The sequence below is a fragment of the Pedobacter sp. ASV12 genome, assembly GCF_016429155.1.
Taxonomy (GTDB): domain Bacteria; phylum Bacteroidota; class Bacteroidia; order Sphingobacteriales; family Sphingobacteriaceae; genus Pedobacter.
In genome coordinates this window covers 79,222-96,224 of sequence record NZ_JAELUC010000004.1, presented here as the reverse complement: position 1 = coordinate 96,224, position 17,003 = coordinate 79,222, and the positions used below count along the sequence as shown (strand labels likewise).

At 43.8% G+C, this 17,003-nt stretch carries 17 protein-coding genes; 6 read left to right on the top strand and 11 right to left on the bottom strand.

Translation table 11 applies throughout. The annotated features are described in order from the left end of the window. Positions 1-105: 105 nt before the first annotated feature. Positions 106-1,263: a hypothetical protein gene (locus JHD69_RS02790; protein WP_199137152.1), complete on the top strand. Its 1,158-nt coding sequence runs from the start codon at positions 106-108 to the stop codon at positions 1,261-1,263. Position 1,264: 1 nt separating this feature from the next. On the opposite strand, the gene JHD69_RS02785 is transcribed toward JHD69_RS02790, so the two are convergent. The 5 genes from JHD69_RS02785 to JHD69_RS02765 all read right to left on the bottom strand — a co-directional run bounded on the left by JHD69_RS02785 (position 1,265) and on the right by JHD69_RS02765 (position 5,784). After that, positions 1,265-1,981 (bottom strand): 2-phosphosulfolactate phosphatase, encoded by a 717-nt coding sequence (locus tag JHD69_RS02785; protein WP_199137150.1) that lies wholly within the window; start codon positions 1,979-1,981, stop codon positions 1,265-1,267. A gap of 103 nt (positions 1,982-2,084) precedes the next feature. Further along, positions 2,085-3,164, bottom strand: coding sequence for a glycine cleavage system aminomethyltransferase GcvT (gene gcvT / locus JHD69_RS02780; RefSeq protein WP_199137148.1), 1,080 nt, complete (start codon positions 3,162-3,164; stop codon positions 2,085-2,087). A 158-nt stretch (positions 3,165-3,322) separates the two neighbouring features. Beyond that, on the bottom strand, positions 3,323-4,525 hold the full coding sequence (locus tag JHD69_RS21430) for a glycosyltransferase family 4 protein (RefSeq protein WP_199137146.1): 1,203 nt from the start codon (positions 4,523-4,525) through the stop codon (positions 3,323-3,325). 16 nt (positions 4,526-4,541) lie between these two features. Beyond that, the gene (locus JHD69_RS02770; protein WP_199137144.1) at positions 4,542-5,153 is read right to left on the bottom strand and encodes a ribonuclease HII; all 612 of its coding nucleotides are present in this window, start codon (positions 5,151-5,153) and stop codon (positions 4,542-4,544) included. A gap of 76 nt (positions 5,154-5,229) precedes the next feature. Further along, positions 5,230-5,784, bottom strand: coding sequence for a dihydrofolate reductase family protein (locus JHD69_RS02765; protein ID WP_199137142.1), 555 nt, complete (start codon positions 5,782-5,784; stop codon positions 5,230-5,232). A gap of 105 nt (positions 5,785-5,889) precedes the next feature. Here JHD69_RS02765 and JHD69_RS02760 point away from each other — a divergent pair, with 105 nt between their 5' ends. From JHD69_RS02760 to JHD69_RS02750, 3 genes are all read left to right on the top strand, one after another. Continuing rightward, on the top strand, positions 5,890-7,380 hold the full coding sequence (locus JHD69_RS02760; RefSeq protein WP_199137140.1) for a carboxypeptidase-like regulatory domain-containing protein: 1,491 nt from the start codon (positions 5,890-5,892) through the stop codon (positions 7,378-7,380). Positions 7,381-7,430: 50 nt separating this feature from the next. Further along, positions 7,431-8,030 carry a carboxypeptidase-like regulatory domain-containing protein gene (locus JHD69_RS02755; RefSeq protein ID WP_199137138.1) on the top strand — a complete coding sequence of 200 codons (600 nt, stop codon included), beginning with the start codon at positions 7,431-7,433 and terminating at the stop codon, positions 8,028-8,030. Between the two features lie 84 nt (positions 8,031-8,114). Beyond that, on the top strand, positions 8,115-9,890 hold the full coding sequence (locus JHD69_RS02750) for a carboxypeptidase-like regulatory domain-containing protein (protein ID WP_199137136.1): 1,776 nt from the start codon (positions 8,115-8,117) through the stop codon (positions 9,888-9,890). Between the two features lie 60 nt (positions 9,891-9,950). On the opposite strand, the gene JHD69_RS02745 is transcribed toward JHD69_RS02750, so the two are convergent. The 3 genes from JHD69_RS02745 to JHD69_RS21615 are packed head-to-tail and all read right to left on the bottom strand — an operon-like array spanning position 9,951 to position 13,139. Beyond that, positions 9,951-11,039: an ABC transporter permease gene (locus tag JHD69_RS02745; RefSeq protein ID WP_199137134.1), complete on the bottom strand. Its 1,089-nt coding sequence runs from the start codon at positions 11,037-11,039 to the stop codon at positions 9,951-9,953. Between the two features lie 2 nt (positions 11,040-11,041). After that, complete coding sequence (locus tag JHD69_RS02740; RefSeq protein ID WP_233165642.1) at positions 11,042-12,184, bottom strand: glycosyltransferase family 2 protein; 1,143 nt, start codon at positions 12,182-12,184, stop codon at positions 11,042-11,044. Beyond that, on the bottom strand, positions 12,162-13,139 hold the full coding sequence (locus JHD69_RS21615) for a lysylphosphatidylglycerol synthase domain-containing protein (RefSeq protein WP_199137132.1): 978 nt from the start codon (positions 13,137-13,139) through the stop codon (positions 12,162-12,164). Before JHD69_RS21615 ends, JHD69_RS02740 begins: the two co-directional genes overlap by 23 nt. A gap of 280 nt (positions 13,140-13,419) precedes the next feature. Here JHD69_RS21615 and JHD69_RS02730 point away from each other — a divergent pair, with 280 nt between their 5' ends. Both JHD69_RS02730 and ruvC read left to right on the top strand, forming a co-directional pair. Beyond that, the gene (locus JHD69_RS02730; protein ID WP_199137123.1) at positions 13,420-14,070 is read left to right on the top strand and encodes a class I SAM-dependent methyltransferase; all 651 of its coding nucleotides are present in this window, start codon (positions 13,420-13,422) and stop codon (positions 14,068-14,070) included. Positions 14,071-14,132: 62 nt separating this feature from the next. After that, a complete protein-coding gene (gene ruvC, locus JHD69_RS02725; RefSeq protein WP_199137121.1) occupies positions 14,133-14,696 on the top strand; it encodes a crossover junction endodeoxyribonuclease RuvC in 564 nt (187 codons plus the stop codon). A 34-nt stretch (positions 14,697-14,730) separates the two neighbouring features. Here the strand turns inward: ruvC and JHD69_RS02720 are convergent, their stop codons facing one another. From JHD69_RS02720 to JHD69_RS02710, 3 genes are all read right to left on the bottom strand, one after another. Then, positions 14,731-15,576, bottom strand: coding sequence for a DUF4349 domain-containing protein (locus tag JHD69_RS02720; RefSeq protein ID WP_233165640.1), 846 nt, complete (start codon positions 15,574-15,576; stop codon positions 14,731-14,733). Positions 15,577-15,793: 217 nt separating this feature from the next. Then, on the bottom strand, positions 15,794-16,015 hold the full coding sequence (locus JHD69_RS02715; RefSeq protein ID WP_199137119.1) for a hypothetical protein: 222 nt from the start codon (positions 16,013-16,015) through the stop codon (positions 15,794-15,796). Between the two features lie 61 nt (positions 16,016-16,076). Beyond that, a complete protein-coding gene (locus JHD69_RS02710) occupies positions 16,077-16,841 on the bottom strand; it encodes a 5'-nucleotidase, lipoprotein e(P4) family (RefSeq protein ID WP_199137117.1) in 765 nt (254 codons plus the stop codon). Between the last annotated feature and the right edge of the window lie 162 nt (positions 16,842-17,003).

Genomic DNA, 17,003 nt, shown 5'->3' with positions numbered 1-17,003 from the left:
CCCCCCCCCCCCCCCCCCCCCCCCCCCCCCCCCCCCCCCCCCCCCCCCCCCCTTTTAGATGTGTATAAGAGACAGCCAGCTCTTTTGCTATTGACGACATTAATCGTGAGTTTTTTTATAGCCACTTTTATAACCAGAGCCGACACCACCTTGAGCACAGCTGACGGTTTTCTCCATATCCATCAGTATTGCAGATCATTAAACATCACTCATCAATTTGAAATTCCGCTAAGCAATATCAGGGGCTTTGCCATTAACGAAGTGACTAGGGGAAGTCGAGCCTTGTTCATTTACCTTAACGATTTTGATTACCACAAATTTCCGTTGGTCAGTTTCGACGAAGAAATGGGACTAGCAACCTTTCTAAGAAAGTTGGCAAAGGAAATCCACAGCAGTTCAAACCCGCTTTTTCCAACCTTTGGTTCGGCTTATGTATTTGCCTTGAAGAGGACTGGCATTTTTGTATTGCTTTACTTGACCATAGCCTTGCCAATTTATAAATATGCCATCGACCATACTTTATCGGATGGTTATTTGTTCTTTGGAACGATAGCCTTATCAATACCAATCTGGTGGTTTATCGTACGTCAGCCGGTTAAGCGCCACTATTTCAGACATGGGGCTTTTTTTTGGCTGAGCAATCTTTTTATTTACCTGTCGGTACTGTTACTTATTCCGATAAAAAACGAAGCCACTAGCTATTTCTCCAAGCCTGTTCATTTAACGCAACCATCGCAGCTATTTGCCAAGGCGCCAAGCATGTTCTACACCTTTGACCAGACCAGCTTTGGCCCAGACAGTGTTTTGATTGATGATTACGAAATTGGAAACAGCAGCAGCAAAAGCCGAATTTTTCCGGTAAACCATTACTTTATTACGCCGTTGGGCAATGGCGAGCCCATCAGAAGAAATGGTGTATATGATTCATGGCTTGTTAAAAAGTATAGGCAAAAAATTGAGAAGTCTAATTCCTATGACACTCAGCAAACACTGATCCACGAGTTTCATCAGGAGACTGAAAAACAATTTATGGCCATCTTTAATGAAAACCCCGTTTTCTATAAAGCCGAGTTTAACAACCGGGATATTTACCGCTTAATCAGTTCCAGCTTAAATTTTAATCGCCGCACCGTGATATTGGAGCCTCATTGGGAAAGCCTAGCAAGCTATAGAAAAGAAATATTGGGGGGCATGCTTTTAGCTATTGCCGGAATTATAGGAGCCAACCTACTCGGTTGCATTTTTATTGCTATTAACCGCTAGGTTAATGGTCAAGCTTAACCAGCTTCTCGCCCACCAGTACTGGAATGGCTTTGCAAAGATCGGTCTTCAGGCAAAACTGCACATCTTCCTCTATATTGAGCTGGGCCAAACGGTGGCTGTGCGATGATTTATGCAAGTAGGTACGCAAATCGTCCTTGGCCATCAGGTACATGTCTTCGGCTACTACGCAGGCATCGTCAAAATGTACAAAATCCTGACGCAGTTTGTTCACAACCGCTCCGGCAAACAGGGTGTCTTCGAGGTTAAATTTATCTTTCCAGCCGGCACAAAGCAACAATACATCTTTGTCTTGTGCTTTTAACCAGGTTGTTAATGCTGTTAGGTTAAGAAATGAACCTACCACCACCTGATGCGCGCGCGCATGGGCTAGGTGCATGGCCTTGGTGCCATTCGTCGTGGTGAGCACTATGGTTTTGCCCGCCACTTTGGCGGCGGTGTAAGAAAACGGCGAATTGCCGAAATCATAGCCAGTTACCACTTCTCCATTCCTTTCGGCGGCCAGCAGGTAGCCTTTATCGGCGTAGGCCAAGCAATCTTCAACCTGCGCAACCGGAATAATGGCTTCGGCCCCGTTGTCAATGCCATAGGTAATAGATGAGGTTGCCCTTAAAATATCAATGACGACCACAATGCTCTTTTCAATATCGTAAAGATGGAGCAAGGCAGGCGTAAGGCAAACTTCTATGGTTCTTGACATTGAGTGAGACGTGAGATTTGAGATGTGAGTATTGAGATGTGAGATATGAGATTTGAGACAATTTGTCAAGGCACCGTCAAATCTCACATCTAGGGTTCAAATCTTATTTATAAAATGGGAACTTAACAACTTTAGCTTTGATTTTGCTGTTTCTGATATCGATAAAGATTTCAGTGCCTTCTTTGGCCAGCTCTTTATTCACGTAGCCCATGCCAATGGCTTTTTGCAATGATGGCGACTGCGTTCCGGAAGTAACCTTGCCAATTACGTTGCCCAAAGCATCAACAATCGGGTAGTCGTGGCGCGGAATACCACGGTCTATCATTTCGAAACCAATCAGTTTGCGTTGCACACCGGCTTCCTTTTGGGCCAGCAAGGCTTCCGAATTGGTAAATGGTTTGGTAAACTTGGTAATCCAGCCCAAACCTGCCTCAATTGGCGAAGTGGTATCGTCAATGTCATTGCCATACAAACAGAAACCCATTTCTAAACGCAAAGTATCGCGCGCGCCCAAACCAATTGGCTTCATGCCGTAAGCTGCACCCGCCTCAAAAATGGCGTTCCAGATCTTGTCGGCATATTGGTTTTCGAAATAAATCTCAAAGCCGCCAGCACCAGTATAACCAGTAGCCGAAACCAGTACATTATCCACACCAGCAAAAGTGCCTTTTTTAAAGCTGTAATATTCCATCGAAGCCAAGTCAATGTCGGTTAGGCTTTGCAAAGCATCGGCGGCTTTAGGGCCTTGGATAGCCAAAAGTGAGGTTTGGTCAGAAATATTGTGCATCTCTACATCGGCCGTATTGTATTTTTGGATCCAGTTCCAATCTTTCTCAATATTAGACGCGTTAACAACCAACATATAGGTTTTCTCATCGATACGGTAAACCAACAAATCGTCAACAATGCCACCTTCTGTATTAGGCAGGCAAGAATACTGCACTTTGCCATCGTACAATTTAGAGGCATCGTTGCTGGTTACCCGTTGGATCAGGTCTAAAGCATTTTCGCCTTTGAGGATAAACTCGCCCATATGGCTCACGTCGAAAACGCCAACGGCGCTTCTAACGGTAGCGTGTTCGGCATTTATTCCTTCGTATTGCACGGGCATATTGTAGCCTGCAAACGGTACCATTTTGGCACCTAATGAGATATGTTTTTCGGTTAACGCGGTATTTTTCATCTAAACTGTTATGATTTTTGATATTTGGTGGCCAAAAATACTAAGAAAAGTGCAATGTTTTGAGGCGAAATGATAATAAGAGCATTCTTCTTTCCGAGATTGGAACCAATTTGCGCCATGGTTTCCAAAAACTGGTTTTTAAGCTACATCAATTGCCTTTAAAGCACCGACAGGGCTTCATAGATTTCGAACATCCGCTTGGCGTTCGAATAGATTTCATGATCCCGCTCTACGGTTTTGCGAGCATTTTTGCCAATTTCGCGCCAGCGGTTGGGTTGGGTAATGCATTGCAGGATGGAGCGGTAAAATTCGTCGGGCGTATCGGCAATCAGGATGTCTTTTCCAGGTTCACAATTGATGCCTTCGGCCGCCATGGTAGTGGCAATGATGCATTTCTGCATGGCCATGCCTTCTATAATCTTCACCCGCATGCCACTGCCCGACAACAATGGCACGATCATAATGGCTTTTGAATTCATAAACTCGATGGCATCAAATACTTCGCTCTCTACAATCAGGTTTTCCGAATCGTATTCAAAAAACTGCTTCTGCATATTTTTACCTGCAATGTAAAAACGCAGTTCGCCACTCAGCGTTTCAATGTCGGGCCAAATTTCGTCCAAAAACCATTCGAGGCCCTCCTTGTTGGGCCGCCAATCCATGGCACCCAAATGAAACAAGGTGGGAAAGCTGGTCTTCTTTAAATCGACATGATACTTTTCAAAATCGATGGCTACCGGAAAAACGTCCAGTCGGGTTTGGCAGCCCATCAACAAAATCTGTTGCCTATCGGGATGGCTGATGGCAAAAACCTGGTGAAAGCGGTTGAGCTGTTCGGTTTCGTAAACCTTGAGCCTCCTCGACAAAAATTCGAGGTATTTTCGCCTTGGCCTGAACTGCTCGCGGGCCGCCAAGCGTTCCCATACATCGTACTCTATATTATGAGCCCGATAAACGAGTTTGGCTTTGCTGTTTTCCTTTACCGTATCTAAATAAGGCACTACATAAAGCCCTTCAAACTGGATAATGTCAAACTCCTGTTCGCGCAGGATGTTTTCTAAAAGCCTGGCCGCATCATCATCGTAAAAACGCGAAACATTGTAAGATTGATTGGAGAAGATGTTAAAAAAAGCGCCCCAAATATTAACCTCGGTATCGATATTATAGGAGTGAAAACCTATCTGTTCGAAAACCGGATCGTAGATATCGTCGATATCGATCTTGTTCTTAGAACCATTGATGCTGAACAAAGTAATTTCGGCATCCAATTTTAACAGTCCTTTGATGGTATTGTACACCACAATAGGATAGCCGCTGTTGGGCGGAAAAGGAACCCGATAAGTTAGAATAAGGACTTTCACGCAATGAAATTACGAATTATCCTTCTTCTTCGAAAGGGAGGCTGAGTTGTGGATTGCTTACATTAAAAGTTTTACGGTGAAATGGCGATAGGCCGATTTCTATCACGGCCTTGCGATGGGCAATGGTGGGATAGCCTTTGTTCTGATCCCATTTATAGGCTGGATAATCAATCGCTATTTTAGCCATAAACTCATCGCGATGCGTTTTGGCCAAGATGGAAGCGGCCGCAATATTCAGGTATTTGCCGTCGCCTTTTACTATGCAGCTGTGCGGAATTTTAGGGTAGGCCTTAAACCGGTTGCCATCTATCACCAGGTATTCCGGTTGCACGTGCAACTGCTCAATGGCTCGGTGCATGGCCAAAAAAGACGCGTTTAAGATGTTGATGCGGTCAATTTCTTCGTGGTCTACCGCGGCAACTGCCCAAGCCAAGGCTTCCTTTTCAATAATCGGGCGTAATTCGTCACGTTGCTGGTGGTTAAGCTGCTTGGAATCGTTCAACCCTTCCAAATAGAAATCGCGTGGCAAAATAACCGCAGCCGCAAAAACCGGCCCGGCCAAACAGCCTCTGCCTGCTTCATCGCAACCTGCTTCTATTAAATCTACTTGATAACTATTGAGCAACACGATGCAAAGTTAACAGTTTTCAATTGGCAGTTGGCAGTTTTGATTGTCAATTTATTGGGAGGCTATCGCTCTTGCCTCAAACCTTTTCATACCGCAATGCTACACAACCGCTGGGCAGTGTTTGCGATGCCGTTAATTTTAAGTCCACGTTTTCTGGCAGCTGCATTTCGGCAAACAGGCGTCTGCCCTGACCCACCAGCACCGGATGAACCACAATATGGAACTCGTCTACCAAACCCCATGCGATCAGTTGGGCAGGCAGCTCCACGCCACCGGTAGAAATGGCTTTGCCTGGCTGTTGTTTTAGCTTGATGATTTCCTCTTTTAGGTTATCTCTAATAATGGTCGTCTGCTCGTCATTGACGCTACCAATGGTTCGCGACACCAGCACGCGCCTAAGTTTGGCAAAAGTTTGGGCAAAGGCATTTACGGTTTCGTCCATCGATTGTGCTTGGGCCACCTCAGGCCAGAAAGGCACCATCAGTTCATAGGTTTTGCGCCCATAAATCAGCAAGTCGGCACTTTCGAGTAATTCCCTAAAATAATCATGGATATCGTTGCCACCACCAAACTTGGTATGGTCGCAACACCCGTCCAAGCTGAGGTTGATGCCATAAATCAGCTTTCTCATCTTAAATTAATTTACTTAAAATTAAAAAAATGCGCGAAACCTATGTTACTGGGGTAACATTTTTTCCATGATGTTGATATAACATTAAATCAAACAATCATCAACATGAAAAAGTTATTCATTATTTTAATATCCTTATTGCCGGTTTATACCCATGCACAAGAAAACAGACCTGGCAATCCAATTGGAGGCATTATTGTAAAAGGCGGCAAAAATCCAGGTGGCAACATGATCCTATCGCTCGGTGGTGGATGGAACAGCCCGAGCAGTACCGGCAAAACTGATGCAAACCTAATCAACAGCTATGCCGTAAACGGCAATGTGTATGTGCCACTTTTTGCCAAAGAGGGCCATAGTGATTTGGCCGGCGTAACTTCTCATTTTTTCACCTTAGGCCTTAACGCTGGCGGCGAGTATTTTACCGGCAGCAAGGACTATGATTTAAATGCGATCCCATCCTATCAGGTGATGGGTCAAAGTGGCACACCAAGTATCGCGCTGAGCAACAACAAAAACAAACAAAACGGTTTTAGGGCCGAAGCAGGCGTACAAGCCAGTCTTTCGTTTGGCCGACTTACGCTTTCGCCCAGCGTAAACGCGGGGTATTTCAGCTTACAGCAAGAAGCACTTGCGGTAACGCAAAGCGGCTCGGTTAACGGAACTAACTATAGCAAGGAAACATACCGTCAAGATGCCACGAAAACAACAGGGTTTGCATTCGTTCCCAGGTTGCGTGTAGCTTACTTCCCTGGCAAGTTCGGTATTTACGTAGAAGGCAACTACACTAGCGGACCCGCTGTTAATAGCGAAGCTAGGTTATTTAAGCCTCAGGGCAGTGCCAATGCCGATGGTTTTTATAGTCAAGACCAATTAGCCATGGGCAGCATGCAGCGCGTGGGTCAAAGCACCAAATACAATAGCTTCGGGTTAAACGTTGGTGTGAGCATACCACTCGGAAGAAGTATCAGCGAGAAAGGCGTGAAAAGATCGGCGACACGGGCATCAGACAAGTTACCTCCAAGAACCTACACAGGAGGTCGTAAAAACGAAGTGACCGCTTTTGTGGCAGGCCAGCCTATTAAAGGCGTAATTGTAAAGGGTGGTAAAAATCCTGGTGGCAACCTAATGCAGGCCATAACCAATGAGAATGGTGAATTCGAATTTACGGTAAGCGAGGCTGGCAACTACAAATTCGCCATCAGTGAGCCCAACGAGCCCCAAGGCAGAAGCATCAGCGAGAAAGGCGTGAAAAGAAGCGAAGCGACTACAACCGACATTGAGCGAACCTATACTGGCGGCCGCAAAAACGAAACTGTAACATACGAAGCCAAACAAACACAGGGTAAAACCTTCGGCGAAAAAGTAGCTAATGGTTTAGCTATGGTTGCTGGAAGCCCTATTGGCGGTATTGTGGTTAAGGGTGGCAAAAATCCAGGAGGAAGTTTAATGACCGTAACCAGCAATGATAAAGGAGAGTTCGAATTTGAAAACCTAAGCCCCGGAACTTACAAGTTTACCATTTATGCACCTGAAAACCCACAGGGCAAAAGCATCAGTCAAAAAGGAGTTTCGAGCACCAAGGGACGCAAAAACTAAAGACGGAGGCAACCATAATTTCTTATCTTGTGGCTACTTAATTTAGGATGATGAAAAATATGTTCCTTGCAATAGCTTTTGGGTTGGCGGCTATGGGCGTTCAAAACCGTACGGAGACTTACCCTCAAAATCTGAACCAGGCCTTTAAAAATCAGTATTGCGATTATTGCCAGGCAGACTTCCCGGATTCGCATTTTCCATGCCTTCTTAAAATGACCAAAGCTAAAATAAATTCTAGAACCGGTATGGTACAGTTTGCCACTGGCCAACCCATTGCCGGGGTATTGATCAAGATAGAGAAGAATACAGTAGATAGCCTCAGCTTAACAAGCAATGAACAGGGAGAAGCAATGCTTAGCAACCTTCAGCAGGGCAGTTACCAATTAAAACTACAGTTGCCTTTCGCCAATCCAAAATCAGAGTTTGCCGGCCGGCCCATTGCCGGTGTGATTTTAAGGATTGGCAAAATGCCTGCCAAGTTGATGTTGGCCATGATTAGCGATGCCAATGGCCATGTAGTATTGAACAACCTCGAAGCTGGCGACTACAAACTGATCATCAGTGCGCCTACCGATGCAGAAAGGAATAGCGCCTTGTACCGATCTTATCGATTCGAAAACTTTAACCCAAACTATAAGGGAAATCAATAATTGATGGCGCTGCCAAAGAATCTTTTCAAAAAGGGGGTAACATAAATACCGTTTTGTTGATATCAATAAAAACCCTTTTAAATCATGAAAAAATTTACCTTTTGCTTGATAACAGTTCTCATCTGCTTATCGATTATCAGTTGCAAAAAGAACAATACCGGGGTCCCAGATATTGACCCTCCTGGAGTAACTGATGCTGATTTTGCAAAAAATTTCGGCAATGTTGCCCATAGAGATTTTATTGGCCAAATCGTTGACGTAACCAATAACCCTATTCCGGGAGCAACCATTAAAATCGGCGCTTCTACCACACAAACTGATGCAAATGGCATTTTTGTAGTTAAAAATGCCAGTGTTTATGACCGATTTGCTTTTATAACTGCTACTAAAGCTGGCTATTTAATCGGCTCAAGAACACTGGTACCTACCACAGGAACCAACCAGGTAAAAATTATGCTCTTGCCAGCAGCAGCTGGTGCAACTGTAAATACTGGTACAACAAGCACTGTAAGCTTGGCCAATGGCGCAAAAATAGTCTTCGATGGCGCTTTCAAAACCGAAGCAGGTAGCACTTATAATGGCGTAGTTAGCGTTATTGCCAATTACCTAGATCCATCAGACACTAAGCTCACCTACAAAATGCCAGGCATGCTGTTTGCCAAAAACACCAACGGCGACCCTAAATTACTGGAAACCTATGGCATGCTAAACATCGAACTCAGAGGCAGTGCAAACGAAAATCTACAGTTGGCAAATACCGCCCAAATAGAGTTTCCGGTTGCCACCGCGCAACAAGCGAATGCCCCTAGCACCATCCCACTCTGGCATTTTGATGAAACGGCGGGCTATTGGAAAGAAGAAGGAACGGCAACAAAAATCGGCAATAAATATGTAGGTACGGTTAAGCATTTTTCTTGGTGGAATTTTGACACCCAATTGTCAAGCGTTTACCTATCGCTCAAACTTGTAGATGCGAATAACCAGCCGTTGCCAAATATGACAACCATAATGGTAAGGCAGGGCAATTCTTCATCTTACCCGAACAGCACAGATAACAACGGACAGGCTAGCGGGCTCGTTCCACAAAACGAAACCTTAACCCTAAATGTGCTGAATGCTTGTGGAAGCATCATCCATACCCAATCTGTAGGCCCTTTATCAACCAACACTACACTCCCAACTATCGTTATCAACTCGCCTACCATACAGCTCACTACTGTTAGCGGCACCCTAAAAAAATGCAACAACAACAACGTAACCAATGGTTATGTTTATTACAGCTATGCCGGCAATAACTATTTCTCTTTGATAAGCAATGGCACTTTTAGTTTCCAGGCTTTGATGTGTTCGCCAACTTTTACGATGATTGGGCAGGACCTGGACAACAACTCCAATTCTGGTATGCTAGGCTTTAGCTTTAGCCCAGGTGTAACCAATGTAGGAAATTTAACAACCTGCAATACGAATCTCGAATCTATTACGTATAGTGTAGACAATGGTGCCTTAAAGACCATTTCGGCTAACATAACCGCTGCTGTTAATGGCAATTCGTTCAATATTTCGGGTTCAACACCAGCCCAGTTAGATGGAATTACCATCAGTGGCAACAGCATAAGTCCTGGAAATTACACTACGGCTTCGGGCTTTCAACTATACGGCAATGGCTTAAACAGCCAACCCAATCAGGCGCTGACGCAATTTGCCATTTCATACAACCTAAACAATGTAGGAGCTGTTGGCCAATATATCGACATCAGCTTTAGTGGCACCTATGTTGAAATGGTAATGACGGGCAATATGATGGGCTATAATGTAAACCATACCATAACTGGAACAGCCCATGTAATCAGAGACAATTGATTGGTTGGTTAATGTTCGAAAATCCTCCATCTTAATTAATGGGGGATTTTTCCGTTTACGCTACACACTAACGTTCTGCCCCTTAACATCAAAGGCATCGCGCAAGCCAATGGCTAACAGGTTAAAGGCATAAACCGTAAACATAATGGCCAATCCGGGCAATACAGCCAAATAGGCGGCATCCATGATGATATAGCCATAATGTTCTTTAATCATGGTGCCCCAGCTCGGCATAGGTGGCTGTGCGCCAAAACCCAAGAAGCTTAATCCGGTTTCGAGCAGAATAGCCGAAGCAAAATTGGCCGATGCTACGACCAAAATAGGGCCGGCAATGTTAGGCAAAATATGTTTGACAATGGTTCTTGTAGTAGAAAAACCCAAGGCCTTTGAAGCCTCCACAAACTCTACTTCCTTGAGCGCCATCACCTGTCCGCGCACCAACCGCGCCACATCTACCCAGGTAGAAAGCCCTACGGCAATAAAAATCTGCCAAAAGCCTTTGCCCAAGGCGAATGAAATGGCAATAACCAACAACAGTGATGGCAACGACCAGATTACATTCATAAACCAGCTGATGAGCGCATCGACCCTGCCTCCAAAATAACCGGCAATGGCGCCCAACCCAACTCCAATGAATAAAGAAATCAATACCGCCATCAGGCCTACAGAAAGCGAAACGCGGATGCCCAAAATCAACCGGCTCAGCAAATCACGGCCATACATATCTGTACCCAGGTAAAATGTTTGCTTGTAGTGGTCTTTCTCGGCAACAAATGGATAGGCAGTTTCTTCTGCCCGTTCATCGTCGCCAATGTATTCACGCACATAAACCTTGTTGCCAACTTTGCGGTAAGCAGTAATCGGAATGCTTTTCGAATCCGCTTCCTGTCCATACAGCATCCGCTCCAACAGGTTAACTTTTTTGAAATTCTTTTTATGGCTGATGACCAAAAACTCGAAAGTACGTCCAGGTTTTTTATTGTTCAGTTGCAAATGCATATCATTGGCGTAGGGGGTCTGGTCTGGTGTAATCAAATAACCCAAAATACCCATGATCAGCAACAAAGCAATAAATATAAGTCCGCCAAAGGCCATTTTATTGCGCCTAAACCGGTTCCATATTTTTTTTGAAGGGCTGTTGTTGCTCATTGCTATTTAACCATACGATCCTTCCAATTGTATTTTCCACTATTTCCGGCAATGCCGATATAAATGAAATACAGAATATGAAAAGGATTAATGACAGGTAGTAAAACTAACAATTGTTTTCTTTTAAAGAAACTGGTTACACCGGCGAGGAACACAACCTCTATAATGAATTTACCCAGTAACTGAACGGCCAAGTACCAAAGGCTATCGCTCTGCGGAAAAATGATAGCCAACAACAAGTTAATGACGATGCTGCAGTTGAACAACCAAATACTTAGCCCTATACTAATCACCACTTTATCCTTATAACGTGTACTTTTAGAAGCCCAGCGCTTGCGTTGCTCCATAAATTCGCGTAGCGTAGGTTTGGCATGTGTATACACGATAGCATCCCTATTTTTGAGGAAACCGATCTTGCCCTCGTAGATCGCAGCCATCTTGTGCAGCAGCAATTCATCATCGCCCGAGGCCAAATCATCAATACCAGTAAAGCCTCCCACCTTAAAGAAAGCCTCTTTTTCGTAAGCTAGGTTGGCTCCATTGCAGGTACTCGGATTATTGTTGCCAATGGTAGAAGCACCTAGTCCAATCAAATAGGAGAACTCCAAGGCCTGCAGTTTTTCAAACAGGTTTTTCTCCTCAAAATAAGCTACAGGCGAAGAAATCATCTTGTAGCCCATGGTCTCATAATAATCAACTACGGTACTGAGCCATCTAGGCCCCATCCTGCAATCGGCATCTGTGGTAATCATCAATTTACCTGTCGATTGGTCAATAGCCGTTTGGATCGCTTTTTTCTTATACGAATTCAGCGCATTCGATTCGTTGAGCTGGATCAGTTTAACACCACGATCTGCATAACCTCGTATAATCGATGCCGTTTGATCGGTCGAATGATCGTCGATGACGATTACCTCCATGAGGCTTTTGTCATAATCCTGTGCCAAAATATCATCTAAGGTATTTCCGATCTTTTCTTCCTCGTTACGGGCGGCAATCAATATCGACACCATCGTTTTACCCTGTGCGGCATGGCGCCTAAAAGGCTTAATCTTGGCCCAGCCCCGAATAAAAATTCCGACCACGCCCATGTAGATGAGCATGAGAAAAATAGACAAATAATTAATTGCGTTGAGTACTTCCAAAAAAATTGAGTTTAAAAACGAAAAAGGAGCCTAATATAGCAGGAATTATGATATTAATGAGCCAAATACTGGCAACACAGGCCACAACCGCGGCGTGTTGGTCAGTTACATACTTAAAGAAAAACAAGGCCGTTACGCTTCTTACACCAATATCCAGCAGATCTAAGGACGGCAACGAAGATTGTACAAAGAAGGAAATGCAGACCAGCATCAAGACATCGGTAAGGTGCAGGTCTGGTATCAGCCATAAAAACATGATAAAGTACTGCGTGCTGAATACAATATAGCGCGCCAAGCACAACAGCAATATCCTGAGGAGCTCTGCTTTTTTATACCTGGCCAAAATAGCATAAAATCTCTTGTACTTACGAGTAATGCGCATAGACAGCAAAATGCCGTTCAGCCACTTGATATTGAAATAGAAGATCAGGTAAAACAGGCAGAAGGCCGTGCTTATGGCACATAAGACCAAAAATAAACGATGGTCTATGGGCGTAAAGCGATATACGAATACGCAAACAGCAATAATCCCGAATACATGGGTAAGCAACAGCTGGCCTGTAGTGCCTACCACCATGGCAACTATGCCCACTATACGCCTTTTGGGCGATAGAAAAAATACACGTCCGCCGTACTCCCCAAGTCTATTTGGCGTAAATATAGCCCAAGTCAATCCGCAAAAAACCGATTCTACAGCCCTCCATAACGTTAACGCTTCTACTCTTTTGATCAATAGCCGCCATTTTATCGCTTCCAGCCCCCAGTTTATCAGCATCATCAACAAAACAATACCCATCACATAAAATATCTCGGCTGCCGGAAGCTCCTTAATCAGTACCAGAAAGTTCTTTAAATTGCCATTAGTTATTAATTTATTGTAAATCAACCAAAAAGCAAGAACCACAATAGTAACCTTAAGGGCAATGGAAAGTATTTTTTTTATCTGACTGGTCAATATTATATTTTTTTGCAAATATGCCGATAATAATAACATCAAGCAAAAAAGCATCCACCTGATAAGGCCCTTAGGTTTTGAGTTCCATAACACTTGGCCCATAAAATTAGATCGAACGCAAGCTTTGCTTCAAAAAACAGGCCATAATATTTGTTTTTCGAGGTCAGCCCTGAAAAACCACGGCGAAATCAAAATCGCAAAAATAGCTATTCGACAATATTTAAATTCCTGCCATGCAAAAGAATTAAGGAAACGAAAAAAAGCTTAACTTCGGCACTTTATGAGAACATCTAAACGGTGGCGACTTGCCCAGTATTTTGAAATTAGGTGGTGGAAAAACTACCTTAAGCATAAGGACATAGATTCTTACCTTACTTGGAAAAAAAATTATTGGATTGATTTCCTAGCAAAAATCGACGATTACGCAAAGCCAGTAGCCACATCCAAAATTCTGGATGCAGGTTGCGGTCCTGCTGGTATATTTATTGCGCTGCAGAACCATGACGTAACCGCAATAGACCCCTTATTAAATCGTTACGATAAAGAACTGGATCATTTTGACCAGCAATCGTATCCATTAACCAAGTTCCATAACGTTTCACTTGAGGATTTCGAGCAACCAGATAGTTTTGACCTGGTGTTCTGCCTCAACGCCATTAATCACGTTTCAGATTTGGGGCTAGCTTTTGAACGCCTGCATAAGAGCACAAAAAAAGGCGGCATACTTGTCGTTTCGATCGATGCGCATAACCACACCTTATTAAAACACCTATTTCGGTTGCAGCCTGCCGACATTCTGCACCCCCATCAGTACGATTTAAAGGAATATGAACAAATGCTGACCAAGCTCAATTGTACCATGCTTAAAACGGTATTGATAAAACGTGAAATTTTGTTTAACCATTATGTATTAGTGGCCCGTAAAAATTAGTAAACCATCTTTCCATTAATTACGCTTATACATTTACATTAAAACATGTTTAATATTACTGTATGCTAATTGAAAAAAAGGAACGGATCATTATGGGCATCGACCCCGGAACGGCAATCATGGGCTATGGTGTGATTTTGGAAAAAGGAAACAAAATTGAGCTGCTGAGCATGGGCGTGGTAAAGATGGGCCATTTAGACGACCACTTTCTGAAACTGCAACGCATTTTCGCCAAAACCATTGCCCTAATTGAAGAATTTAAACCAGATACACTGGCCATAGAAGCTCCATTTTATGGCAAAAATGTACAGGTGATGCTCAAATTGGGCCGTGCGCAAGGCATTGCCATGGCGGCGGCTTTATCGAGGGATATTTCGGTAACCGAATATGCACCACGAAAAATCAAGCAATCGATAACGGGCAAAGGTACCGCCAGCAAAGAACAGGTAGCTTCCATGTTGCAGCGGCTGCTGAATTTTAAGGAAACACCCGAATTTTTAGATGCTACCGATGGCTTGGCCGTGGCCGTTTGCCATTCATTTCAGCGGGTCGGTGCTGTAGCCGCCGGCAAATCGTATTCCGGCTGGGAGGCTTTTGTGAGCGACAACAAAAAACGGGTGAAATAAATCCCGAACAGCCTGGCCATCCGGGATCTATAAACTATGCTTTTTTAGTTCTTCGCAGGTAAGCCCTGATACCAAAGAAAATCAATAATCCGAAAACGATCAATGCCCACAGTTTAGCAAGGCCTAACAAAAACTCCTTAAAGAAAGTCCACCCATCAGCTATGTTTAAGCCCAGACGCTGAAAGAATCCCGGACGATAGCTATACAAATTATCATTGCCCACAATCCAGGTGCTTACGGTATTATCCTGATAAAAACTAAGGGTAATGGTACTGAATTTCACCCGATTATCGATACTGATGTTTTCTATCCGTTTGTCGATATAATCATCGCTGATGTAAAACGAAGTTTCAGCATCACTCCTTTTCTTGCTTTGATCGAGTTGCTTGATTACCTTTTGCCTATTTTGAGCTTTCAGTCTATTGGCCAGGTAAGCAATGCTTTGGTCGTCCATTTTCATCGATTGCTGGTCTACAAACACAGCCATTTTGGCTACGGTATTGGTAAAATCATCGAGTTTTTCAGAAGGCACTTTGGCCACCATCAATCCCTCTTTGCGATAAGAGGTAATTTCTTTGAGCGAATCGCTGCTGTATTTTACTTTATCGCTTTCCTGGATCTGGCTTTGGATAGAGAACTCGGCAACCGCGCCACCTGCTCCCTTAATGGCTGTACTCAGCTGTTCTTTGGTTTGCTGTACGTCTTTTACCCTGAAGCGCATATCGGCCGTTTTGATGATCTTGGCCGTTGCGGTAGTATCGGAAGCAACCGCTGCCGAATCGAGGGTGGCAACGCTTTCGGTAGACAAGCTGTTTTTTCGCTCCGAATTACAGCCAAACATCAATCCGATGATGGCTATACATACTAAATATTTGTTCATAGAACCTGTGGTTTTAAATGGTTATGTTCAGGCACAAGCCTAGCGCGCTATTGGCCCTGCCATTTTGTTTACCTTAGTTCAGCTGATTAGGTATCCCTTAATGCCCAAATAGGCAAAAGGTAACCCCAGTCTGTTTGGCGAGCAGCAGCAATGCTACCAAACAAAAAAGTCTACACCGGCAGCACCAATGTAGACTTCTCAATAAAGTTATGTTGACTTATTTTGCGTCTAAGATCTTGAAAACCGCTTTGCAGCAGATAAAAGCACCTACAAATAGGATTACCCAAGATAAAATAGAAAGCCAGATTGCATCAAAGGCAAAACGGAGGTAAACACCTAAAATGCTTACTAAAACGCCAACTAGAATAGTTTTATAAATACCCGGTTGGTTAGCGGTTTCCATGCTTTGTTCTCTTTCTTGCGCTTGTTTTTGATCCATGATTTTTTGGGTTAAAAAATGATACGACAAAAATAATATTTATTGCTTACAAAACAACCAATTAATAACTTTTTAGCTTGTCGAATCTTTGCTTGGCGCGATCTTCCTCTTTAAGCTTGTCGCCCTGATACAGCAGTTTTTCCCAGTCGCCATACATAGGATTAGGCAGTACGATGAAACGGGTGCCAAATTCTTGTTGCATGGCGTTTACCTGTGCCTTAGTGTCTTTACCTTCGCGGTAGAAAACATTCGAAAAATCGCTCAAATTATCGCCGCACAGCAACAAGATGTTATATTTTTCTGCAATTTTTTGTCGACGGGGCTCTTTATCCGAGGTTGTTGTCTTTAAAATCAAGTGTGTTTCATCGGCATAGGGAAATCCGAATTTCTGCAGGTTTTTTAAGGTTCCGGCACGATCGGCTTCGTCGCGATTGGTCACGTAAAAGGTTTCTACTTTTTTACTGGCCGCGAACTTTAAAAAGGCCAAGGCTCCAGGCACCGTATCGGCGGCGGCCAAGCTGGTCCATTTGGTCCAATCGGCCTGTACATAACTTACGCCATTTTTAACTTCGTGGCCCTGAAAAGCCGAATTGTCTAAAATCGTTTCATCGGCATCAACAATTACACAGTTGGGTTTGCCATTGGCTTGGTTCCATAGCGCTTCCTTTAAAGACAGCCGAGCAAAATTATAGGCCTGAAAAGATAAGGCTCTGTACTCGCCACTGTACTGTTGCCACAAAATAGCGTTGGTATAATCCCTTGCCGGGGTTTGGGCCAAGGTTAAAAAGGGCATGAGGCTCAATAGCCAGAATATAGACTTTTTCATGTTATTTTTATTTACGATTCAGCGAAAACATAATCATGCGGTTACAATCCAACAAACTTATGATAATTTTAAACTTTCGTTAGCAATACCAACAAAAAACCCTCGCCAAATTGGAGAGGGTTCTATATTTTATAAGCGTCCGGCCCTGAAAATTCAAAACTG